This is a genomic window from Flexivirga endophytica, from assembly GCF_014640635.1.
Lineage (GTDB): Bacteria > Actinomycetota > Actinomycetes > Actinomycetales > Dermatophilaceae > Flexivirga > Flexivirga endophytica.
This window is the reverse complement of the sequence record NZ_BMHI01000001.1, coordinates 631,815-654,659: the sequence shown is the minus strand read 5'-3', so window position 1 is coordinate 654,659 and position 22,845 is coordinate 631,815. Positions and strand designations below refer to the sequence as shown.

Here is a 22,845-nt window from a genome sequence, read left to right as displayed (position 1 = left end):
CCTATCCGAGAGTCTCTGAGGAAGTGAGGTGGGGGGTGAGCGCGGTACGTTCGATCGCATACGTCACGCCACCTACCCCTGGTGGAAGCGAGCTTGCCCTGATTGCGGGAAACGCGGCGTTGACTGCATAGGTCTCGATCGAGGCCACGCGGAAGTTCATGTCGCGGTAGTAGTCCTCGGAGATGTCAACCCCCAAGCGATTCAGCCTGACGTCAACCTCGTCGTGCGGGCACGAAATGGCGCCCAATGCGTCCACCAGCGAGCCGACCAGTCCGCGAAGATTGACGGCTCCCGTCTCGCTCGGTGCAGCTTGCGGAACCTGGAGCACAATGAGCGCCATCGCTTCGAGATCCAATTGTTCGGCAGAACTTACGCGGACGGCTCGAGCCGACGGCCCGATCGCCTTCGCCTCAAGTGCTCCGAGACCGGAGTACCAGAAGTCTTGAGGTGCTCCCATCGGCCCCAGCCACCCGAGCAGGGCGGTGTCGGCTGGCATCTTCGTCATAAGGCGATGCCGCAGGAACCATGTCTCGCCAATCAATCCTCGAAGCGCCTCGAGCGAGAGCAGACCGGTCGGTCGGGGCTTCAGGAGTCGCCGCCACTCGTCGAATACTGCATCCACGGCCGCCCAGGCCCGAGCCTCGTCCCCCCCTGACCGACTTCGACTCACCATGTGAGCCGACAGCCGTAGGAAGACCTCAGAGAAATGCGCGTCGACGAGCGTCAATGTGAGGATCCACCGGTCGTTCTTGTGAACCCGATCCACGACCACGATGTCGCTGAGCTCGGGCACATGAGGCCTGAGCCGAGACCGCACTTGTATTCGCGGCGCGCCTAGGTCACTGGCTCCAACGTAGATTTCCAACGGGTGGTCGACGTCGACGAGCTGGACACCGAGCAGGCCGGTTGAAAGGTCAGCTCGCCACCGGGCGAGAAGCTCCGACTCACTCATCCTCTACTCCGTCTACGTCAGCGAGGTCGTCCTCATGCGTCTCCTCCACGGCAACACCCTGCCAGCCCTTGAGAGCAACCGAGTTGAGCATGAACTTCACATCAGCGCCCTTCTCGCCTTGCTTTCCGGGAATCGCGAGCTTCACGCCGACGAGATGCTCCACGCCGTCGGTCTGCAGTGCGCGCCATGCCGCCCCCGCCTTCTCGTCGTCCTCCGCAGGCTTGGGGTTCACCAAGTACAGGAGCAAGACCGGGTAGGTCATCTCGTCGTAGACCCCGGGCTCAGTCAGTTTGTTGCCGCCCGGCAATCCGCTGGCACGGCCGACGTCGGTCGAACCCGCGAGGCGCGAACTGGCCCCCGAGACCCGGAACGGGATCGAGGGGATGGAGGTCCCTGCGAGCGTTACTTCGGCGCCTGACCGCACCGCCCGGTTGGGCGTGCCCGGCAACCGGAGGCCTTTACCGAGGGAGACGGCGCCCCCCTCGCCGGTTACGAATGCCACGACCCACTTCTGCAACCGAGGGTTCTTGGTCTTGCGGATGAAGTCCGAGACCGCCGCCTCTGAGAACAGCGCATCCGTTACCCAGCCGACATATTGCCCCAAGAACTCGGCCACGACCGTCTTGTCGACGTCCGCGGTGGCGGGGAAGGGGATTCCATCGACCTTCCACTCTGTGGCCGGCTGGCCCTCCTCGACCGCAGCCACCAAGGAATCGACAGCTGCCTCGTTGGCCTTACCCTTGCTTGCGCTGCTGTCGACGCGCGCTGTCTCGACGTTCTTCTTGCCCGCAATATCGATGGTGTAGGACTTGGCTTCGGCCGACTTCATCTTGTTTCGAGCCGTGATCAGGAGCGCTTCAGGATGCATCCGAACGGCGAGACCGAAGTCTTTCGGCGTCAGACCCTGCTTCTTCATAGTCTTGAGCTGGGACCTGAGCTCATCGACGATTCCAGCCACGTAGCGGAACTGATCTGCGACCTCGTCGGGGATCCACACTCGACAGATATCACCGTAGCCTGGCCGATAACCGAACCACCTGGCCATCTGGAGCAGTGTGTCCGACGCGCCGACGGTTCGGTGGAAGTAGCTCACGGTGAGACCCTCGAGAGTCAAACCGCGACTAAGGACATCCCCGCCCACAGCAATCATGCGATCCGATTCGACCTCAGCAAGGTCCCTCGCGGCCTTCACCCGATCCGAGTTGATTAGCTTGACGGCGGTATTGTGGACCGCCTTCCGCAGATAAGGGCGCAGATCGCTCCATGCGAACTCGACGTCCGGGAAGTATTTGCCGTAGCAGCGCTCCAGCTCCTCGAGCTCAGCGTGGGTCGCGGTCGTCAGCATTGAAGAGCCGTGAACCTCGACAGAGTTCTTGATCCGTTCGAACTCAGCCTGAACCAATTCGTGGACTTGCGCTTGCACCTTTTTGAACCGAGAAACGTTCACCAACATCGAACGAGGCCCGCTATCATCTCTCGCCTCGCGGATCGCACTGGCGACCACGAAGACGCGAATCGCATCGATAAGACTGTCTGGCAGTGCGTTGACAACGTGATGAGACTTGTGTTTGAACGGAAAATGGTACTCGGCATCCTCAAGCATCTGAAGCTTGCTGTCATCGGACTTGTCTTCGGTACCGAAATAGGCGACGCTGCCGACGTAATTTGTTGGGGCGTCCAAGGTGCGAATGTAGTCCGAAGGAAAGAGATCGTCGCCCAGCACTTGTCCGTCGGTCTCGTGGTCGATGAAGACGTTGGCGAACGGCGTCGCGGTGAAGGCAAGATAGGACGACTTCGCCGCAGTCGCCAGTATCTCGCGGATCAACTGGTTGATGACCGTCGGCGAGTTCTCGTCCTTGGTGTTCACGGAAGCATAATCGGACTCGTCGTCGACAACGAGCATTGGGATGTCGATCGCAGCCCCGTCGACCTGCTGCTTCCTCAACCAATCCCGCAGGTTCTCCAACGCAGTCTTGTTCTTCTTGAGCACGAAAACATAAGGAGTTGGTGAGTCTGGGTCAAGGACGATGCTCACGGCGTCCTTCGATGTCTTCCGGAAGTCGGAGGCCTGCGTAGTGAGAGCTTGGGCGCTGACGAAATCCTTGTGATACTTCCCGACCCCGAGAAGCGGATTCAGGACGGCTCCGACCTTGGGTTGCCCCTGCGCCGTGTCTCGCCCGATGAATCCCTCGTCGACTCGGAATTGGGTCTGCTTTCGCAACGCTTCGGTGCCTCCGGCAAGCAAGATGATGACTCGAAACCCTGCGTCGGCCGCCTTGTTCACGGCACCGAGATAGGTCGCCGTCTTGCCTGACTGCACGTCACCGATGACGAGGCCGCGCCTCGTCCACTGCCCAGAGACCGCTGGGTCGCCGAGGCAATTGAGTATCTCATTGGTCGACGTGTCGAGGGCCGCCATCACTGCTGGCGTGTAGCCTTTTGCGCTGAGCATAGCCTTGTACGCCAGCCAACGGCGCCAGTCGATCTGGTCATGTTTCTCGGCGAGCCAGTCGCGGAATGAGGCCCCGGGAAGTGTGACACCAAGGCCGAGTGAAACCTTTATTCGTGACTTCACCTCCTTGGCAATAAGATCCCAGTCTGAATCGCTAAGATTGGGAAACACCGGTTTGAAATTCTCGACCTCCGAATCGATCGCTTCAACGGGAGCAGGCGCAGACGGGAAGTCGTGATCGAGTTTCATCAACAACATGCCGACGGCGTGATGATCCTTGAACTTACTCATATCAATGCACCCTCACGTTGATGGAGATCCTGATCATTACTTCATTGCCTTTCGGAGAGCCACTTCAAAGCCGTCTGCGCTGCCGTACGGGTCAATACCCAGCACCATGGAGACGAATTCATCGTCAGCGGGATGGGACTCTGCAAATATCGGCCTCAGCCGCAGTGCCTCCTCAACCAGAACATCGAGCCCGCCATGGTCCGTACCGAAGTTGGCATCTTGGCTGAGTCGGTTGTGGGCATCGAGTAGGGGAAGCGTGCGCTCAATGATTCCGAAGAGGTCAGCGAGCCGTTCCAGCTGATCCGGCGTGAGATCTGACTCGAATTGACTGACCACCGGATGATCCCGGTTGATCTCGTAATAGAACTGCTCACGCCCCTCGACGATCTGCCAAGCACGCACCAAGCTGTCTTGACTCTTTGGTCTCAGACCGCGGAAGAGATTCGTCGACCGGCTTGGCCTGATGAATTCGTTTGCCAACGTCCGCAGCTTGTCGCGTAACTCTCGAGGCGGAGTCGCTGCAGACTTCTTGATATCTAGAGCCCAGAGGTGATCGAGAGAGGTCGGGACGTCTACTTGAACTCGCGCAAGCTTTCCGAGTTCGGTCTTAGGATTGAGCCGGAACCAGGTTCCCCAGATGACCAAGCGTCCGCCACGGTAGATGTAGAAACCCTGGCTATCGCGAAAGGCCCCCGGTGCAAGGGCCCGAGCTCTGTCAGTCGGCGACAACTTCGAAGCGAACGGCATGGTGTACGACGTCACGTCAAGCTTCACTCCGGCCACGGAGACCGCTTGGGACTGGCGCCGTGTCGCGCGATTGGTTCGTAGGAACGGGTCCAAAGCCGTCAAGTGGTTGCCGTTCACTGTGATCTCGACCCGCGGCATATCGCTACCGCTGATAAACCGGTGAAAGACGAGTTCGCAGTGCGCCTGAACGCGCCGCACTGCCGAGTCGAAGTCGGACTGCAGTTGTCCCTCCGCCAACACCAGCAGGTCCAGCTCGTCCCAACAGACGAGCGTGCCGTGTTCGAGCGTGTCGAGAAGGTCCCAGCCGAAGAGGTTGCTGCACATGTCGGCGTCCAACTCTTGGAGGAGCCACCGCTTGCTGCCGAGGACGTGATCCAAGTCCCACCGGAAAGCACTCGTCACCCCATCACGCTTCGTAACGACTGAGAGGCGCCGACATTGCGCTAGCGAGGCGGTCTTCAAACCTAGCCCGAAGCGACCCAAGTCTGATTGGGAACGCTCTTCCGATGGGCTGCGAGCAGCCAGAGTCATCGCCTCTATAGCGCCATTCCGGCTCATGCCGGCGCCGTCGTCCAACACCGCGAAACGGAACGGACCGTCAGGCGATGCCAAGAGATGGATGCAGCTCGCGTTGGCCGCGATCGAATTGTCGATAATATCTGCCACCGACGTCTCGAACGAGTAGCCGACCGCCCTCATCGACTCCAGCAAGTGTGGGTCTGGCGCGAGCTCGATATCACTCATCGAGCCGGTCGATTCGCAGATGCAGCACCTGCCGCTGTGCTGTCATCCAACAGCAGTCCGTGGTCGGTCGCCATGATCAAATCGCTTCCGTCTCCGAGGTTCTAGAACGCTGGGGGTGCCGGCGACCACTCTCGATCACTTTGTCGCTGTCCCACGTTCGTGGTCTCACAAGCCAGCAGCCCCACAAATAGCACAACGACCATCTCAGGTCGCCGCCGATAGCTTTGGTAAGAGTCGCTATCGTCAACGAGTCCCCCTGCCGCCCTGAACCTACCCGCGGACTCTACCGGCTGTTGGCATATGCCGCAGCCGCGGCCATTGGGTTGGGTACGTCCGCCTCCAATCGGCAGCTTGCCTCCTTTGAACGCGACGACAACGTTGGCTACTTCACGCCAACATCTGAGGATCAAGATCTGGTACACCAACCCGACCAGAATATTGGCCGTAGCGCACCTGCAACGCATCAGCGTACGGTGCATCCAAAGTGGCGACCACTCGGAACGTGCCTACATTATTAGCGACACGCTCGTACTGCTCTGATCGCACATGTTGAAAGTCAACAACAAGCTCGGGGATTTCGCGATATGGAGCCAAATAGAAGAATCGTGCCTGACTGCCATTAACAACCTCCTTCCGATTCTTCTTTATCTTGTCCAGTGGTTTGGCACGCAAGAGACGAACAAACTCTGCCTTCGGCTTTCCACCGTTGCGCCTCACCAAATCACACGCTGGAGTCGCGACGACCCACCATGCATCTCCTTCAAGCAAGACTGCGCCGCATTCAAGCTCATTGGACATTGCTGGCATCAAGTACATTCGCGACGGCGCCACGCCCGTCGAATCGGCCGGGGCGGCGCGGTCCAAACGCGCCGATACCCTCCGAAACAATTGAGAGCGGAGCTCGTAGGATCCAGTACTTACTGGTTCTTTTGGCTGCTGCCACATAAAGTCTCGTAGCTCCACACGGACGGAGTCACGGATTTCTCTCGCAACGGTCACCGCCCCGGATTTCACTAGGTCAGCGATTGCCGCGTCCAATTCCATCGGTTGCTCCTTGCCAACCACGCGGACAAATCGAAGATCACGAATCTCATTTCCGAGGTCACCAGCGTATGCCGTATGGAATACAGTCGGCATAAATTCCAGCTCCTTGAGCGTTTCAAAGAGAGAGATACCTCTCTGATTATCCGGAGAACCCCCATCATCGCTACGAACATCGATAATCGCCAATTCGGCCGGGTTGGTAGATAGCGATGATGCTGCGTCCGTGAAGCTTTCATAGCAATTATCTTCGAATTCTACGCGTAACTCTGTTGACAGTATTCCCAGGCGATCTCGGACGGTTGCTAGGGCGTCCCTATTGTCATCCACGATCAATACATGAATCGTTATCTTACCAGTCATACGTGCCTCCCCAATATCAAGTCGAAAGTTGCACCGCCGAGTTCCGAATCAGGTGATAGCGTTAGACTGCCGCCATACGCCTCCGCAATACTTCCCACAATAGCCAAACCCAGTCCGACTCCATTAGGTTTCCGACTAAAGTAGGGGTCAAATATATGCGACTCATACCCGGGGCCAACGCCTGGGCCATTATCCGACACGCGAATCCGGACTTGACGATCACTCAGTCTGTTAAACGAAACTCGTACAATTTTGTCCGCAGGGCCATCGCGATTCAACCAATACAGCGAGTTATTGATGAGGTTTACGACCGCCAACATGGCATCCGATTCCGCCCACCGCACTAGGCTATCATCACCGACTATGACAATGTTGGCAGACGGGCAAAGTTGAATATCACTTGCGCGGGCCGCCTCTGTCAGCGCATGCATCGCATTGACGTTCGCGGGCCGGCCGCGCCTCCGACCGCTCAGCGGGTCCAAACCATCGAATAATGCTGCGAGGAGACTTGTTTGTCTCTCCACCGTGTCGGACAGCTGATCGCGCCGTTTCGTCATCAGTTCGACGTCATCAGCAGAAATAGCGCGTTTCAACATGTCCAACTTATTTCGTAGTGGACCGATCGCATTGCGTCCCTCGTGAACCACACGATCGACCAGCTGCCCGAGCGTCGCATGCAACTGAAACTGCGATAAGGTCGACTTGACTACCTCAACAGCATTGCTGACGCGCTCGGCCTTCTCTTCCACGGCTTCGAGGACTTGTGGACCTGCCCCACTGGATCGCAGGTCATCTGCAAGGTCTTTTAGGTCCAGCTCCGAAAACAGCCCTCCCGTTGGCTTCGCGGTCGGTTCGTGTCTTCGTATTGATCTGCGTGCAGCTTCTAGCTCGGACAGGATTGTCACTACCATCGTGCGCAGGTCTAAAAACGCGTCATTCTCAATCAACCCTTCCCGATTGGACTGGTCGTGCAACTTTGGATTCTTCTCATCGGAGAGATACACAAAGCCAACCAGCTGATTATTGGACAGGCGCAGAGAAGGCTGATTGACTCGCCGCGAATCTAACCCAAGCCAGTCATCGCCGCGCTCACCATACGGAAAAACACGGAAACCGTCGCGATAAACACTCACGCCGGCCATCACATCAAGTTGCCGCCGGAAGTCGCGAACCCCAAGTGTCGGAGCCGCGAGAGTTACGCCTTCCTTGTCGCGGTCCCACACCCGAACCTCGAGAGCGAAGGGCCCGCATGCTGGTGCCCTATCCTGTCGTTCCCAGATTTTTTCACGCAGGATCCTTCGCTTCATCCGTGGATGATCACCATCGAGGGTTACCGTCGCCAACCCATCCTTGTCAATCTCCGCGCTCGCACGGTACAATGGATCATTTGAAAACTCAGGTGGGCCAACTTCCCCAGAAAGATCTTCGAATTCTGTTGGCATAGATAGATATATCTTAAATTCCCCTCGGGTGCCGTCGGCGACCGGCGCAATCAGGCGCTGCAACGCTCGGCGAATCTCTGCGACGTCCTCTCGAGCCCAAAGAGACGTGCCCCCGATATCTAGCAAGGTCCCGTGCTCGAGCACGGCCGTAACATCAGCCAAGCGCAGCACTTGCGAAGCCGCCCCAGTCGATGAGATATCGCTCGACTCCCCCACCGTAACTGCGACATCGATCTCATCGAGGAACTTGTCAGGGTCGTTGAATTGTTCCCAGTCGATGAGAAGCTGGCATTCTGGTGACTCCACCCGTTTGCTGGTCACAAGAAGGTCGGGCCCCAGTCGCGAAGCCGCCAATCGACCCACGCCCTTCTCTCCGAGCAGTCGTCGCTGCTTGGATTCACTGACTCTGTTGCGCACCTTCTTTGTCCCCGCGAGTTCTAACCACCCGTTGGTCAACTCCTCGCCGGTCATCCCATGACCATCGTCTAACACCAGGAGTCGGCCACGACCGTCGACCGTTCTGTCGTAGGCGATGACGCAGATCGTGGCGTCCGCGTCGTACGCGTTCTTCACCAGCTCCACCAGCGCAACCCGGTCGCTACTAATCAGCTCAGCCCCGAGCGTGTTCACGATCCTTGCACGCGGTCTGAATGGTGAAACGGTCGTCATCGGACTCCCAATCGGTCTCTAATGGAACAGTTCGACCCTAGACCGTGCCACATGCTTGGCGGCTGATGATGAGCTTCGACATGCCTAGGCTTCGAATCAGTGATGTTGCTCCGTGACCCCTATCGCGCTGGGTCAGTGCCCGAGGCAGCCCGGCTCGGCCAGGCCACAGCCACTAGGGTCAGCTAGGTAATCGCGGCCCGACGGGCTTCCGCCGCAGGACATGCCCCCAGACCGCACGAGTACTTCGTGCTGCCTGGGGACACCTGCCTTGACGCTCTACCGAACCTCTGTCGATGGATTCTCCGCAATCGAGAACCGCTTCGTACAACTGCTCGCGGACAATATGAGGTTTTCGACCGGTCGCCGGCCGAGCCCATCGGAGTCGAACTCGTGGGCTCGGAGCATCCCGGCGCTGCGTGCAGACCTCCTGTCGGCCGGTCTCGGCAGTGTCGAGATGCTGATCGAGCACCAACTGCCCCTCACCAGCAAGCGCGCGGATGTCGTTCTCGTTGGTGAAGATCCGCGGACCGGCGGACCGTCATACGTCGTTGTTGAACTCAAGCAGTGGAGCGAGGCACGACCTACGAGGGCGACCAGCACCTCGTGACCGTGCCGGCTTATGGGCGACCAGTGACGCATCCAGTGCTCCAGGTCCGTGACTACTGCGACTACCTCGTCGACTTCACTGTGGTGCTCGAATATCGCAGCCATGCAGTCGCTGGTGCGGCATACCTACACAACGCGACGACCACCGGCGTCAGTGATCTGCAACGCCTCCCCGGAGATCAACGCGGTCGGATGTTCACCGGCGACCGGCGAGGTGAATTCGTCGACTATCTGAAGAGTAGGCTCGCCCAAGGTCGAGCCGGCGCGGCACACGCCGATGAATTGCTGCACAGCCGCATCGCGCCTTCTCGGCAACTGCTCACGGTGGCTGCCGAGGAAGTGCAGAAGCGCGAGATGTTCGTCCTGCTCGATGAGCAGCGCGATGCCTACAACTTCGTCCTGCACTCAGTCGAACGAGCCCGTCGTGCAGACAGCAAGTCGGCGGTCGTGATCACCGGCGGACCTGGCAGCGGCAAGAGCGTGATCGCGCTGTCGTTGATGGGTGAGCTGATGCGGCAGGGGCGGGCTGCGATGCACGCGACTGGTTCCCGCTCGTTCACTCAAACGCTGCGAAAGGTTGCGGGCAAGCGATCGCCCCGAGTGCAGAAGATGTTCAAGTACTTCAACTCATTCATGGATGCCGAGCCGAACGATCTCGACGTGCTCATCCTCGACGAAGCGCACCGAGTGCGGGAGACGTCCGTGAACCGCTGGACGAAGTCCACACTGCGCACCAGTCGGCCTCAGTTGGACGAACTCTTCGCTGCCGCAAGGGTTCCCGTCTTCCTGCTCGACGAGAACCAGGTTGTGCGACCCGGTGAGCAAGGCACCGTCGAGGACATCGAGAAGTACGCCGCCGAACACGGCATCGAGGTACAGCGGATCAATCTGGATGACCAGTTCCGATGCGGCGGCTCGGAAGCCTATGTCGAGTGGGTGCAGCGGCTGCTCGGGCTGCACCGAGGCGGGCCAATTTCCTGGGCGGGCGACCCACGCTTCGATGTGCAGGTGGTCGACTCACCGTTCCAGCTCGAGGACATCATGGAGCAGCAGCGGGCCGAGGGACTCGGCGCACGCATCACCGCCGGCTATTGCTGGAAGTGGAGCGATCCGAACAAGGACGGCACACTGGTCAACGACGTCGAGCTCGGTGACTGGTCGAAGCCGTGGAATCTGAAGGGCGAGAGGACTATTGGCGGCGCACCAGCCGCCGCGTTCTGGGCCAGCGACCCGGCCGGCTTCGGACAGGTGGGTTGTGTCTGCACGGCGCAGGGCTTCGAACACGACTACGCCGGCGTGATCATCGGCCGCGATCTGGTTTGGCGAAGCGACCGCTGGGTCGCCGACCGCACCGAGAACAAGGATCCCGACTTCCGCAACACCAAGGCCGTCGGCAATGAGCGCTTCGACGAGTTGGTTCGCAACGTCTACAAGGTTCTCCTCACCCGTGGCATGCAGGGCGTTGTCATCTACTCCCCCGACCGAGAGACGCGGCAGTTCCTCAAGACATTGATTACGGAGGCCGATCCGCGAGCATGAATAGCGCGCGAGGCGTAGTTCAGATGTTCGCTGAGACGTCTGAGTCACGATTCACGCGGACTGCGTTCGAAGATCACGAGTCGTAGTTGGTTTGGCCTTCCCATCGGGTACTTTCGGTCCATGGCGAAGTACCCAAGAGTCCGCGAACAACACGTTGCAGTCTTCGGCGAGGCCGGGTCGGGCAAGACCGTGTTGCTCTCCTCCTTCTTCGGGCCGACCCAATCGGGTACTTACCAGAACGATCTTTGGGACCTCGTCGCGGACGACGCGGGTCAAGGCACGCGCCTCTACAAGAACTATCTCGGCATGAGGGACCGTGCGCTGACCCCGATGACGACTCGCTTCAACAACACGACGTTCTACTTCTCAGTCAAACTGAAGAGTGGCGATGCCGGCGCCGCCAAGAAGCGGCCGTTCGACGCGCTCCGTCTCGCGTGGCACGACTACCCAGGGGAATGGTTCGAGAACGAGCCGAGCAGTGCCGCAGAGCGCGATCGACGAACTGACACCTTCCGCTCGCTCCTGCGCTCCGACGTTGCGGTCCTCCTGGTTGACGGCCAGAAACTGCTCGATAACAGCGGTGAGGAAGAGCGATACCTCAAGTCTTTGATCGGCAACTTCCGCCAAAGTTTGCTGCGGCTCAAGGACGATCTGCTCGCCGAAGAAGGACGGATCGTGGAGTTCCCACGCATCTGGGTCCTGGCCCTCTCGAAGGCAGATCTCCTTCCTGACTGGGACATCAACACGTTCCGCGACCTCGTGATCCTGAACGCAGCCGATGACATCGACCGCCTGCGGTCGACCATCGGCGACCTCATCGAGACTCCTGACGCGCTCTCGATCGGCGAAGACTTCATGTTGCTCTCGTCCGCGAAATTCGAGCTGAAGTCTGATGGCCTGGAACCGGTCACGATCGACCTCAGTCGACGGGTCGGCGTCGATCTTGTCCTTCCACTCGCGTCGCTACTGCCCTTAGAGCGGCGCGTCCAGTGGCACGACAAGATGGCGATCCCCACGAGAGTCCTCGACTCTCTGGCAGATGGCGCCGAACTCCTCGCCGCAGGTTTGGCCGGCGGAAAGTTCGCACCGATAGAGAAGTTGCTGGGCAGAATGGCAAAAGGCAATGTGGGTGCGGCAATTGCAGGAAAGGGCCTGCCGATCCTTGTTGAGGCTGTCAAGCTGGCGGGGCCGAAGCTCAAAGAGTTGAACGAGCAAGCCCGGGCTCAACACGACTACCTGCGAGCGACGCTGACGCAGTTCAAGCTAGACCTTGAGCAAGCCGAAGCAGACAAGGTGCTCAGGACATCGAAGTGAGCGTTACCCTGCTCCCTGCGAACCTGATCTGGGCAACCCGGGGACGATCTTGGGGCTTCCGGTTCCTACTTGACGGCGGGTTCAGCGATCCTCTGCCGCCCTATGAGGCTGCCTTCCAGGGTCTGGCGGATGAGCCCACCGCCTGCCACCGCGAAGGCGAGCGCGTCGCAGTTCGCATCATGGATCCCCTCGGCCGACGGGACAGTGCCGGCCGTGTCATACCGCACGAGTTCTTGGTCCTTGGGGAGCTAGGCGACGCGATCGACTCGGCCGAAGACGGTGAGCGCGAGTTGTGGCCGTTGGTCGCTGATGTCTACGCGCGGGTCTGGGATGCATCCTCGCCACCTACCGCGGGAGATCTCGGACTGACGTCTCGTTAAGAGTTCGGCACCGACCAGAGCGCGACCGTGTCAAGGAAAATTTCGAGTTCTCTTACTTGCCAACCCATTTTCCACCGCGCGTCAGCATCGGCGATGTCTTCGTCGTCCTTCGCCCAGTCGACCGGCCGGTCCGGGCATTGCGATGGTCCCTCGATCTCGACCCAGTTGAGGATGCCGTTCCACAGCACCTTTCTGACGGCGCTCTTCCCCAAGCTGAGTGTCGTGCCGAGAACCGTGTCGCCTTCTACCGGCGCAGACGTCACCTCATGTGTCAATCGGAGCACGTTGTCGTCGGTGAACGACAAGCCGACGAACAGAACGTGGCTCGTCATCAGCATTGCCTGGAAGACAGCACCCGTGGCTGAGCGGCTGCCGTCATACTCCACGAAAGAGCTCCGGCTCAAGACCAGGTCATTGTGTTTGACGTCGCCGTGCAGTTTCAGGATCCACGGGTTGCCAGGATCAGGCCGCTCGTACGGCAACGAGTGGATCCGCTGCGCATCACCTTGCGAGGTCACAGCCGCCTCGTAGAGCAAGTCGTAGTTCGTGGTTGCGACCTGGCGACATCGGAGTCCGGCAAGTAGGAAGTGACCGAGAGCGGGCCGGATCAGCTTGCCACCTGCTTTGCGCGTCACGGCGGCGATGACGCCGTCTGCGATCCCCCGCTCACGGATGCGCTGCAGTAGTTCGGCTTGGTCAAGCGGCGGGAGCCCGCTGAATTCCTTGGACGCGACAATCTCCGCGTCCGATACCAGCGAATCCTTCAGTTGGTCGAGCAACTCCGTCCAACCCGGCAAACCAGCGCCCATGCTCACCCCCGCGCCGATCATGAGCGAGAGCGCTCCTTGCCGAACGAGTTGTCCCAGACGCTCCGCCTCGGCGTTGATTGACCTCGGCGTAACGCTGTTGGCCCGCTGCCGTTGCAGCGCTTCGAACACGGCACGGTTGGGCACGACGATCGCCAGGTCCACCTCGAAGCGTTCGGCCAACTCGGTTAACGCACGGATCTGTTGGACAGCCTCGTCGTGTCCGAGCCCGCCACCACCGGAACCGAGCAACGGCATCGTGACGAGGTGCCTAACTCGCCCACGCACCGGCACCTTGGGCAACTTGTCGACGACGCTGCCTATGACATCTCCCAGACGCGGCAACAAGGCGGCGACACCTAAGGTTTCACCGTCATTGGTCACGTCGACGTACCAGAAGCGTCCATTCGTCCCGTCCTGTGCACACCCCGAATCTTTCCAATTTGCAGGACGTCTCGGAGCTGCGTCGAGTCCGATCACGCCCTGCCACCACTGAGCCCGCACGCTGAAACGTGTATCAGTGGGAATCAGCGCGGCGTCGCAAGTGACGTCTTGAACCTTGCCGTGTATGACGAAGACGTGGCCCGGAACTTTGCTGGCGGTGGACACGAGATGCTCCTCCTGGATAGACCTCGACTTGAGGATCGCCTGAGTAGCTCCGGGAGGCAAGGGCCTACGCTCATTTGCACGCTAAGCGCCCACGCCAGCTTCGGCACCGAACGGCGTTCCGCCAGATTGGCATGAACCTCCCGCTTGGTCGGGCCAGACGCAGTAGCTTCTGCCCATGCAGCATCGCGAACCACGCGACGACAGTGAGGCGGATGTTGCCGGGCAGTCCGCGCGACGAGAGTTCGAGCGACGACGGCAGATGCGCCGCGAGCGTGTTGCGGCCCGTGGCCGGATCGCCCGGGTTGCGGCTGCGCTTACTGCTGAGCCGCAGAGCACGATGGCGTGGGATCAGGGCGCAAAGGGGGAAGAGCGGGTCGGCGCCCGACTGGATCGGCTTCGCGAGCACGGGGTCGGCATCCTGCACGATCGCAAGATCCCCGGGCGCGGCAACATCGACCATCTGGCAGTGACCACCGGCGGGGTGTGGGTCATCGACACGAAGCGCTACAAGGGACGCCCGGCATTGAAGGTCGAGGGTGGCTTGCTTCGACCGCGGACCGAACACCTCACAGTCGGCGGGCGAGACCGGGACAAGCTCGTCGCCGGTGTCCAGTCCCAGGTGGATCACGTGCGGCGGGCGCTCGGCGATGTTCCGGTGACCGGCGCGTTGTGCTTCGTCACTGCCGAGTGGCCCCTCATCGGTGGGGCATTCGTCGCTCGCGGCATACAGGTGCTCCCTCCTCGACAGCTGGTCAAGACGATCACGCGGTCCCCAGCTGGACCCGTGGATGTGGCGGCGACCATGCATCTGCTCGACCGCCACTTCAGGCCTGCCTAGCGTGTGATCGGCGGGTTCAGCGACGTGGCTGAACCGGCCCGAAAGAGTTTGGCCGGGCGGCCACGGCCGCGCCGCTCCTCACCGGTCGCCTCGACGAATCCGTCCGTGCTCGTCACCTTGCGATGGAAGTTCGCGGCATCGAGTCTCACGCCCCAGACCGCTTCGTATACCGAGCGCAGCTCGCTTATCGTGAATGTTTCGTCGAGGAAGCTCGTTGCCAGCGTTGAGTATTCGAGCTTGGAGCGGGCACGTTCGATGCCGTCCTCGAGGATCCGCGTGTGGTCGAAGGCAAGAGCCTTGCCGACCGCCTGGTCCACCGGCACCCAGGACGCATCCGCGGCGTCAGTCCCGGCGACTGGCTCCGGGAGGTTGGCGGCCAGCGCGAGATACGCGATGGAGATGACCCGCTTCTCGTGCTCGACGTCCCGGCGCGGATCGCTGTAGGTGCCGAGCTGCTCGAGACGCACATCGCGCTCCCCCAGGCCGCCTTCCTCCGCGAGCTCCCGGTATGCTGCCTGCTCCGCCGACTCCCCCGGCAGCAGAAAACCACCCGGCAACGCCCACCGACCGCGGGCCGCCCTCGGCTTCCGCTTGACCAGCGCCACGCTCAGCACGCCGTCGCGAAGGGTCAGCGCGACGATGTCCGCAGCCACCCAGGCCACCAAACGGTCTGCTCTCGACATGCCCCGACTTTAAGTCGAATTGACAATAATTACAATATCTGATGTATTGGTCATATCGACAATATCTCAGGAGGTCACCGATGAACCTTCCCCCGCACAGAAGGACCGCGCCGCCGGCGTGCTGCTCGGTCAGGCAATCGGAGACGCCCTCGGCGTCCCCTACGAGTTCAAGTCGCCAATCACCGCGGGTGAGGCTCGGATGATCGGGGGCGGCCTTGGCCCCTACTCCCCCGGCGAGTGGTCGGACGACACCCAGATGGCGATCTGCATCGCCCAGGTTGCGGCGACCGGAGCCGACCTCAGCGCATACGACGGCCTGAACGAAATCGCGAAACGCTTCTGTGAGTGGCGCTTTCGCGGTGCGTCGGACATCGGCCATCAGACTGCCGCCGTGATCAGCAGGGCTGACCTGATGATCGGTGGCGCCGCCATGGATGCGTCCATGAGCAGGTACGACCTGGACAACTGGGCACCCGCTTTCCAACAGGCGGCCACCGAGTATGCCGAGCAGCACCCGAGGTCCGCCGGCAACGAGGCGCTGATGCGCAACGGCATCGTCGGACTCACGCGCCTCGAGGATCGCCAGGCAACAGCCGCTTCGGCCCGCGCGGTCGCCGCCCTGACCCACGCCGACCCGCTGGTCGCGGCGTCGTGCGTGCTGCACGCCGAGGCCGTGCGCATTGCCGTGACAAAGGCGCGGCTCGACATACGGGCGGGAATTGATCTGCTGGCCGATGACGAACGCGAGCAGTGGTCGGCGTGGATCGACGAGGCAGAACGCAACGACCCGAAGTCGTTCAAGGACAACGGCTTCACCGTCACAGCCCTCCAGGCCGCATGGTCGGCGATCTTCCACACGATGCCCGAGGACCCGAGACCTGACCTCGTGAACGACGCACTGCAACTCGCCATCTCGATCGGACACGACACCGACACTGTCGCCGCGATCGCCGGCGCCCTGCTCGGTGCGCGGTACGGCGTCAGCGGTCTCCGGCACGACTGGCGGCGGCAGGTGCACGGTTGGCCGCACATGCGCGGACGTGACCTGATCGAACTCGCTCTACGGACCGTCGGCGCGTCGGGTGACGATGAATGGCCCGCGCGTGACTACGAGGACCGATCAGGCACTGCCGTCGAGGTGCGCGTGCCGTGGGCGCCCGAGCTCACGATCGGGACGCAGGCGGCGCTCGCCACGACGCCAGCCACGGCGGTGGTGTCGCTGTCGCGGGTAGGCCGCGCGGAGGTGCGTGACCCGGAGCGTCACGTGCAGGCATGGCTGGTCGACAGCGACGAGCCGGCGACGCACAACAACCTGGCGTTCGCGCTGCACGACGCCGTCGACGCCGTCCAGGATCTGCTCGACGCCGGGGAGTCGGTGTTCCTGCACTGCGTCCATGCGCACCACCGGACGCCGTCCGTGGCACTGCTGCACGCGGTGAAGTACGGCGGGCTGTCTGCCCAGGATGCGGCGGCCGCCATACGAATGGCATTGGGAGACAACAAAATCAGCGGCCTACTGTGGGCGACCGCGCTGGAGGAGGCGGACATACATGCACGGTGACCTGACGGAGTCTGCGCGGCGGCAGGAACGCTTCCGCGGGTTGATGATCAGACTGGCGCTGGGAGATGCGTGTGCCGACGTGGTCAGCGGCAGTGAGGTGCTGCGCGCCGGTGCTACGACCGACCTGGCGATGCGGCAATTGCACGCGTTTATCCGGTCATGGCGTTCGCCCGACGAACGCGCGGAGTCGACGCTGATCGCTGCGACGATGCGTGGGCTGGAGTCGTACGTCCACAACACCGCGAACTCGCCGCAGCGCTCTATCTGGCCAGTTGCGACGTAGATCTGGACGACGCCCTCGAGCTTGCCGCCCAGGCGAAGGATCCGGATCGGATTTGCGCGCTCAACGGCGCGCTGATCGGTGCCTCGACCGGGGTGACGCCGTGGATGGAAGAACAGTTCGCACAGCACGAATTCGCCTGGCAGATAGAGGTGCTGGTGCGGGATCTCTTCGTGGTCGGGTTGACCTCCGACGAGCCGGTGGAAGAAATCCGGGCCTGGTACCCGAAGTGGTGAAAGGCGACCGTCTGTCGGTGGTCGCTGCAAGACTGAGGACACAAGGAAGGGGTGGTCAGGATGAGGAAACAGGTGAAGGAGACTGCGGCACCGGGGTCGTCAATGGGTCCCTGGGAGTTGTTCGAGCGTCGGCTGGCGGCATTCGTGTCCACCATGCTCGACCCGTGGGACAAGCTGCAGATCTACGTGCCCATGTCAGGCGACGCGGAGCCGTGGGTGATCGACATCGCGCCGGTCCGTGACGTGATCCAGATCGACTACCGGTGGGACGAGGTCTACACCACCGCGGACGACCCGGCCGACGCTGTGCACCAGCTGCGGACCGTCCTGGAAGGTGGACGCTTCCGGACTCCCCACCCCCAATTGCTGACGGTCGCTGCCAAGGGCACCGCGGCAGCCGGCGTCGGCATCCTCGGTCTCGGTGTCCGCGACAGCGTGCCTGCGGTCGACGGTGACGACGCCTCAGCCCTCTTCACCCGCACCCGTGAGCAGGTCCTCGGCGCGCTGGTCGCCCACGTCCGCAGCGCGTATGACGAGGAGGTCGAGCTCGACGAGGATGACGACCTTCCGTTGATGGTCAACGGGGTTCGGCTGTGGGCGGGCGTCTCCCACGGCAAGCCGGCGATCATGCTCTTCACCCGTGTAGTCGACAACGTGCACTCGCGACGACAGGCCAGCGTCGACGTCAACGTGCTCAACCGCAAGGAACTCTGGTCGCGCTGGGTCGTCCGGGACCACTCGGTGTGGCAGCACCTGACGATCCCGTCGCAGATCTTCCAGCCGGAGCTGTTCGACGAGATGCTCGCGCTCTTCGTGGCCGACTACCGGTCCACGCAGCTCGACCTGGCCGATCGGCTCGGCGGTCAGCCGGCGTCCGGGTGAGGTCGAACGACTTACTCAGAAGCCGGCTAATCATCGGATGTATCGCGTCCGCCAGACTTTGAAACGCGTACATACGCGTCCCCTCGCAAGGATCCGAACGACGCGACTCCGGCGGATCCGAGTGATTGATATTGACGTTAACTGGCGATAATTGATCAGTCTCAATCGCCCACGGACGAGTTCTACTGTGTGAAGGTGCTTGCATCATGACCGAGCCGCCTGCACCAGGAGCACCGATGTCTGAGCCTTCCGAGACCACCCGTCCACGAGCGTCGCAGCTGCCGCGGCGACAGGCACTTCAGCTGGGCGGCGCACTCGCCACCTCGATGGCGCTGGTGTCGCTCCCGGTGTTTCGGCCGGAGTCGGCAGACGCCGCCGAGCCGGCCACCGCCGACCTCGTCCCGACAACGGACACCACATGTCTGCGCTACACCTCCCCCGGAGACCCGGCACAGATCCTCGAGGAAGGGCTGCCGGTCGGGAACGGGCGACTCGGGGCGCTCACCACGGGTGACCCGGCTGCCGACTCGTTCATCGTCACCGACGCCACCCTCTGGACCGGCGGCGCCAATGCGTCCCTGGGCTCGGACGGGCAATTCCCTTATGGCACAGATGACTTCGGAACGCTGTCGATGCTCGCGAAGTGCTCGATCAGCATCCCCGCACACACTCCGTCCGTGGTCACCGACTACGAGCGCCGCCTGGACATGAGCAATGGCTTGGCCACCACCACATACAAGATCGACGGCGTCACCCATCGGCGCACCGTCTACGCCAGTCACCCCGACGACGTCCTGATCGTTGCCCTCTCGCAGGACGGTGGCGGGGGCTTGACCGGGTCGCTGCACTTGGACGGCACCCACGACGAAACCGTCAGCACGACCGGCGCTGCCGCGCACTTGGCCGGCACCCTCGCCAACGGACTGCGCTACGGCTGCGTGCTCACCGCCGCATCGCCCGGCGGCTCGGTCACCGGCGGCCTGGACTTCGAAGACTGCCGAGAGCTCCTCGTCGTCATCTCCGGCGGCACCAACTACGCGCCCGACCCGTCGATCTCCTACCAGGACAAGACGATTGACCCCCTGCAGGTAGCCCTCGACCGCGCGCAGCGCGCGATCAAGCGCGGTGCGCGCCGGCTACTCGGCGCACACGTCGCCGACTACCGCGCGCTCTTCGACACCCTGGACGTCGACCTCGGCAAGTCCACACGCGCCCAACGTGCCATGCCGATCCCCGAGCGTCTCGCGGAACGTGCGTCGTCCGCCACTCCCGACCCCGAGCTGGAGGCGAGCTACCTGCAGTTCGGCCGCTACCTGACGATCACCGCGTCACGCTCGATGCTGCCGATCAACCTGCAGGGCCTGTGGATCGACCGCAACAACCCTGACTGGATGGCGGACTACCACACCGACATCAACCTGCAGATGAACTACTGGCTGGCCGACCGCGCCGGCCTCGGCGACTGCTTCACCGCACTCGCCGACTACGCCGTGGCGCAACTGCCCGGCTGGACGTCTGCCACCCACAAGCTCTTCAACGATCCGCGCAACGGCTTCCGCAACACCAGCGGAAAGATCGCCGGCTGGACGCTCGGCATCTCCACGAACCCCTACGGCGGCAGCGGCTGGTGGTGGCACCCGGCCGGCAACGCCTGGCTGTGCAACTCCCTCTTCGAGCACTACGAATTCACCCAGGACGCGGCATACCTCGCCAAAATCTACCCCTTACTCAAGGGAGCGTGCGACTTCTGGCAGGCGCGGCTGGTGACGACCACCGTCACCGACCCGGCCACCGGCAAGGAGACGAAAGTGCTTGTGGACGACCACGATTGGTCACCCGAGCAGGGGCCCGAGGACGCACGCGGCATCACCTACGCCCAGGAGCTGGTCTGGCAGCTCTTCGGCAACCTGGGCACCGCCACCAAGGTGCTGCACCGCGACCGCTCGTATGCCGCGGAGATCGACCGCCTGCGCCGGCAGCTCTACCTGCCGCAGGTCAGCCCCACCAGCGGCAAGCTCGAAGAATGGATGAGCCCCGACGAGCTCGGCGACCCCGCACACCGGCACCTGTCCCCGCTGGTCGGCCTCTTCCCCGGCGACCGACTGGCACCCGACACCGCACCGTCATACCTCGTCGACGGCGCGACCAAGCTGCTCACCGCACGCGGCATGTCCAGCTACGGCTGGGGCATGGCCTGGCGCGGGCTCTGCTGGGCACGGCTGAAGAACGCGGCCATGGCCTACCAAGCCGTCACCACGGTGCTCAAACCGAGCGTCGACAACAGGAACGGCACGGCGGTCAACTTCTTCGACATGTACGACCTGGGCAGCCGCTCCACCTTCCAGATCGACGCCAACCTCGGCACCCCGTCGGCGATGCTGGAGATGCTCGTCTACTCGCGTCCCGGACTCATCGAGCTGCTCCCGGCCACACCGACCGCCTGGTCCGACGGCGCCGTCCGCGGCATCGGAGCACGGGGCGGCTTCACCGTCGACGTCACGTGGACCGGCCGGCAGGTCCGCTCCGCGACCATCCGGAGCGTCGGTGGTCGCCATACGACCATCGCATATGGAGAGTGGACACAGCTCATCTCACTCAAACCAGGCCGGTCGGTCACCGTGCGGCCACCTGCGAAGGCATGGCCCACCGACGCCGAAACCCGATGAATGCCAAGGTGAGTAGCACCTGAGGTCACAATAGGTCGATGCGCACCCTTCTCAACATCATCTGGCTGATCCTCTGCGGGTTCTGGATGGCGGTCGGATACGTCATCGCGGGCGTGATCTGCTGCATCCTGATCATCACGATCCCGTTCGGGATCGCGTCGTTCCGGATCGCGAACTATGCACTGTGGCCCTTCGGACGGACTGTGGTGAAGGATCCGCGCGCAGGTGCGGCGTCGGCGATCGGCAACGTCATCTGGTTCATCTTCGCCGGGATCTGGCTCGCCATCGGGCACATCGTGACCGGCGTCGCGCTCTGCGTGACGATCATCGGCATACCGCTCGGCATTGCGAGCTTCAAGATGGTGCCGATCTCGTTGCTGCCGTTGGGCGCTCAGATCGTGCCGTCCGATGGTGTTGTGCTTGTGGGTGGGGCGCCGCGCCGATAGCTCTCCACGCTCCAACGTCGCCTGCTAGCGGAGCCTGTGCAGGACCGTCAGCAGACCGAACCGTTCCGAGCCAACGCTCGATAGAGCTACGCCCTCGCCGCGAATCCGGTCGGGGCCACGGACCGGATGGCCAACTCGGCGACGCCCAACAAAACCGCATCGGCGCCGAGTTGCGAAGGGATGAGTTGCGGCACCCGAATCACCCGACCTACCAGTCGATTTCGTATCCGCGCCATGATTTCCTCGTCCGGTGTGCTGAGGTCACTCCCCACGATGATCGCCTCGGGATCGATCACGACCGTGATAGCGGCAACCGCCATCGCCACCAGGTCCAAGATCTCCTCGAGCAGCTCTTCCGCGCGGGCGTCACCCGTCGCCGCGAGCGAGATGATGTCTCGCGCAGTCAACACACGGCCCCCGCTCACCTTGATGCCCCGGCGACGCGCTTCGCGGGTGATCGCCACGGATCCGACCCGGTCCTCCAGGTCTCCCAGATCCTCGTACGACCGGGCAAGCGCCGCGCGATCCATCAGCAGGTAGCCGATCTCACCGGCCTCGCCGTGCTGGCCTCGGTGGATGGCGCCGTTGCTGATGATGCCCGCACCCATGCCGTTGTCGAGCAGCACTGCGACCAGACTTGTCATACCTACTCCGGCACCGGAGAGGTATTCCGCGAAAGCCAGTGCATTTGCATCGTTCTCGACGACGATCGGCAGATCAGAGCGGTCGCGCAACAACTCAGCGATGGGCGCTCGAGGCCAGCCCAACTCCGGGATGACACCCACCTTGTTCGTGCTCTTCTCGATCACGCCGGGCACCGAGATGCCCACGGCCTGACAGGGGGTGGACGCACGCTGCGCGACGTCCATCAGGTCGTCGAGAAGGTCACCCACCGCCTCGACACGCTTCTCGCTGTCCGCCTTCGCACCGCGAGCGTGGGACGGCACGGAGACCGACCGATGCTCGATGATGTTGCCGTCGAAGTCGACCAGCGCGGCCCGCATCTCGTCACGTCGTAGCTGCAGCGCGGCAACGACTCGAGACCCGCCGGTATATCGCAGGATCAGGGAGGGGCGGCCTCCTGTCGACGCCTCGTGTCCGTCCACGACCAAGAGCTTCTCGGCGAGCATGCTCTTGGTGAGCCTGTTCACGGTCGCCGGGCTGAGGCCGGTGATCTCACCGATCTGCTGGCGCGACAACGGGCCGTGGTCCCGCAGCACCGCCACTATCGCGCTCTGATTGATGGACGAGACAGTCCGGGTCGTGGCTACTTGGTTCGATGGTGAGCTACGTTGCGC

General features: G+C 62.3%; 16 protein-coding genes. 8 read left to right on the top strand and 8 right to left on the bottom strand.

Annotated features, from left to right (window positions below; translation table 11 throughout):
- Position 1: 1 nt before the first annotated feature.
- From IEX71_RS02945 to IEX71_RS02925, 5 genes are all read right to left on the bottom strand, one after another.
- Positions 2-952: a PD-(D/E)XK motif protein gene (locus IEX71_RS02945; protein WP_188835443.1), complete on the bottom strand. Its 951-nt coding sequence runs from the start codon at positions 950-952 to the stop codon at positions 2-4.
- A complete protein-coding gene (locus IEX71_RS02940) occupies positions 945-3,695 on the bottom strand; it encodes a Z1 domain-containing protein (protein ID WP_188835442.1) in 2,751 nt (916 codons plus the stop codon). Before IEX71_RS02940 ends, IEX71_RS02945 begins: the two co-directional genes overlap by 8 nt.
- A 36-nt stretch (positions 3,696-3,731) precedes the next feature.
- Positions 3,732-5,186 carry an ATP-binding protein gene (locus IEX71_RS02935; protein WP_188835441.1) on the bottom strand — a complete coding sequence of 485 codons (1,455 nt, stop codon included), beginning with the start codon at positions 5,184-5,186 and terminating at the stop codon, positions 3,732-3,734.
- Between the two features lie 387 nt (positions 5,187-5,573).
- Positions 5,574-6,590, bottom strand: a complete 1,017-nt coding sequence (locus IEX71_RS02930) for a DNA-binding transcriptional response regulator (protein WP_188835440.1) — start codon at positions 6,588-6,590, stop codon at positions 5,574-5,576.
- On the bottom strand, positions 6,587-8,701 hold the full coding sequence (locus IEX71_RS02925; RefSeq protein ID WP_188835439.1) for a sensor histidine kinase: 2,115 nt from the start codon (positions 8,699-8,701) through the stop codon (positions 6,587-6,589). Before IEX71_RS02925 ends, IEX71_RS02930 begins: the two co-directional genes overlap by 4 nt.
- 630 nt (positions 8,702-9,331) lie before the next feature.
- Here IEX71_RS02925 and IEX71_RS02920 point away from each other — a divergent pair.
- Positions 9,332-10,846 (top strand): DUF2075 domain-containing protein, encoded by a 1,515-nt coding sequence (locus tag IEX71_RS02920; RefSeq protein ID WP_229749408.1) that lies wholly within the window; start codon positions 9,332-9,334, stop codon positions 10,844-10,846.
- Positions 10,847-10,966: 120 nt separating this feature from the next.
- Positions 10,967-12,160: a TRAFAC clade GTPase domain-containing protein gene (locus IEX71_RS02915; RefSeq protein WP_188835438.1), complete on the top strand. Its 1,194-nt coding sequence runs from the start codon at positions 10,967-10,969 to the stop codon at positions 12,158-12,160.
- Between the two features lie 376 nt (positions 12,161-12,536).
- Here the strand turns inward: IEX71_RS02915 and IEX71_RS02910 are convergent, their stop codons facing one another.
- Positions 12,537-13,955 (bottom strand): SIR2 family protein, encoded by a 1,419-nt coding sequence (locus IEX71_RS02910; protein WP_188835437.1) that lies wholly within the window; start codon positions 13,953-13,955, stop codon positions 12,537-12,539.
- Positions 13,956-14,130: 175 nt separating this feature from the next.
- On the opposite strand from IEX71_RS02910, the gene IEX71_RS02905 reads away from it, so the two are divergent.
- Positions 14,131-14,793 (top strand): nuclease-related domain-containing protein, encoded by a 663-nt coding sequence (locus tag IEX71_RS02905; RefSeq protein ID WP_188835436.1) that lies wholly within the window; start codon positions 14,131-14,133, stop codon positions 14,791-14,793.
- On the opposite strand, the gene IEX71_RS02900 is transcribed toward IEX71_RS02905, so the two are convergent.
- Positions 14,790-15,476: an NUDIX hydrolase gene (locus IEX71_RS02900; protein WP_188835435.1), complete on the bottom strand. Its 687-nt coding sequence runs from the start codon at positions 15,474-15,476 to the stop codon at positions 14,790-14,792. The genes IEX71_RS02905 and IEX71_RS02900 overlap by 4 nt on opposite strands.
- A 46-nt stretch (positions 15,477-15,522) precedes the next feature.
- Between IEX71_RS02900 and IEX71_RS02895 the strand changes: the two genes are divergently transcribed.
- The 5 genes from IEX71_RS02895 to IEX71_RS02875 all read left to right on the top strand — a co-directional run bounded on the left by IEX71_RS02895 (position 15,523) and on the right by IEX71_RS02875 (position 21,547).
- Positions 15,523-17,037, top strand: a complete 1,515-nt coding sequence (locus tag IEX71_RS02895) for an ADP-ribosylglycohydrolase family protein (RefSeq protein ID WP_505673210.1) — start codon at positions 15,523-15,525, stop codon at positions 17,035-17,037.
- 159 nt (positions 17,038-17,196) lie between these two features.
- On the top strand, positions 17,197-17,553 hold the full coding sequence (locus IEX71_RS02890) for a hypothetical protein (RefSeq protein ID WP_188835434.1): 357 nt from the start codon (positions 17,197-17,199) through the stop codon (positions 17,551-17,553).
- 60 nt (positions 17,554-17,613) lie between these two features.
- Positions 17,614-18,435 carry a T3SS (YopN, CesT) and YbjN peptide-binding chaperone 1 gene (locus IEX71_RS02885; protein ID WP_188835433.1) on the top strand — a complete coding sequence of 274 codons (822 nt, stop codon included), beginning with the start codon at positions 17,614-17,616 and terminating at the stop codon, positions 18,433-18,435.
- 236 nt (positions 18,436-18,671) lie between these two features.
- Entirely contained in the window at positions 18,672-21,101 is a 2,430-nt protein-coding gene (locus IEX71_RS02880; protein ID WP_188835432.1) for a glycosyl hydrolase family 95 catalytic domain-containing protein, read from the top strand.
- A gap of 38 nt (positions 21,102-21,139) precedes the next feature.
- Entirely contained in the window at positions 21,140-21,547 is a 408-nt protein-coding gene (locus tag IEX71_RS02875; protein WP_188835431.1) for a YccF domain-containing protein, read from the top strand.
- An 86-nt stretch (positions 21,548-21,633) separates the two neighbouring features.
- On the opposite strand, the gene IEX71_RS02870 is transcribed toward IEX71_RS02875, so the two are convergent.
- Positions 21,634-22,773 carry an ROK family transcriptional regulator gene (locus tag IEX71_RS02870; protein WP_229749406.1) on the bottom strand — a complete coding sequence of 380 codons (1,140 nt, stop codon included), beginning with the start codon at positions 22,771-22,773 and terminating at the stop codon, positions 21,634-21,636.
- Between the last annotated feature and the right edge of the window lie 72 nt (positions 22,774-22,845).

Bases quoted from the DNA above. Each gene is read 5' to 3' on its own strand.
- IEX71_RS02935 (WP_188835441.1), bottom strand. From the start codon at position 5,186: ATGAGTGATATCGAGCTCGCGCCAGACCCACACTTGCTGGAGTCGATG.
- IEX71_RS02875 (WP_188835431.1), top strand. From the start codon at position 21,140: ATGCGCACCCTTCTCAACATCATCTGGCTGATCCTCTGCGGGTTCTGG.
- IEX71_RS02925 (WP_188835439.1), bottom strand. From the start codon at position 8,701: ATGACGACCGTTTCACCATTCAGACCGCGTGCAAGGATCGTGAACACG.
- IEX71_RS02880 (WP_188835432.1), top strand. From the start codon at position 18,672: ATGTCTGAGCCTTCCGAGACCACCCGTCCACGAGCGTCGCAGCTGCCG.
- IEX71_RS02905 (WP_188835436.1), top strand. From the start codon at position 14,131: ATGCAGCATCGCGAACCACGCGACGACAGTGAGGCGGATGTTGCCGGG.
- IEX71_RS02915 (WP_188835438.1), top strand. From the start codon at position 10,967: ATGGCGAAGTACCCAAGAGTCCGCGAACAACACGTTGCAGTCTTCGGC.
- IEX71_RS02885 (WP_188835433.1), top strand. From the start codon at position 17,614: ATGAGGAAACAGGTGAAGGAGACTGCGGCACCGGGGTCGTCAATGGGT.
- IEX71_RS02890 (WP_188835434.1), top strand. From the start codon at position 17,197: ATGGCGTTCGCCCGACGAACGCGCGGAGTCGACGCTGATCGCTGCGAC.
- IEX71_RS02930 (WP_188835440.1), bottom strand. From the start codon at position 6,590: ATGACTGGTAAGATAACGATTCATGTATTGATCGTGGATGACAATAGG.
- IEX71_RS02945 (WP_188835443.1), bottom strand. From the start codon at position 952: ATGAGTGAGTCGGAGCTTCTCGCCCGGTGGCGAGCTGACCTTTCAACC.
- IEX71_RS02940 (WP_188835442.1), bottom strand. From the start codon at position 3,695: ATGAGTAAGTTCAAGGATCATCACGCCGTCGGCATGTTGTTGATGAAA.
- IEX71_RS02900 (WP_188835435.1), bottom strand. From the start codon at position 15,476: ATGTCGAGAGCAGACCGTTTGGTGGCCTGGGTGGCTGCGGACATCGTC.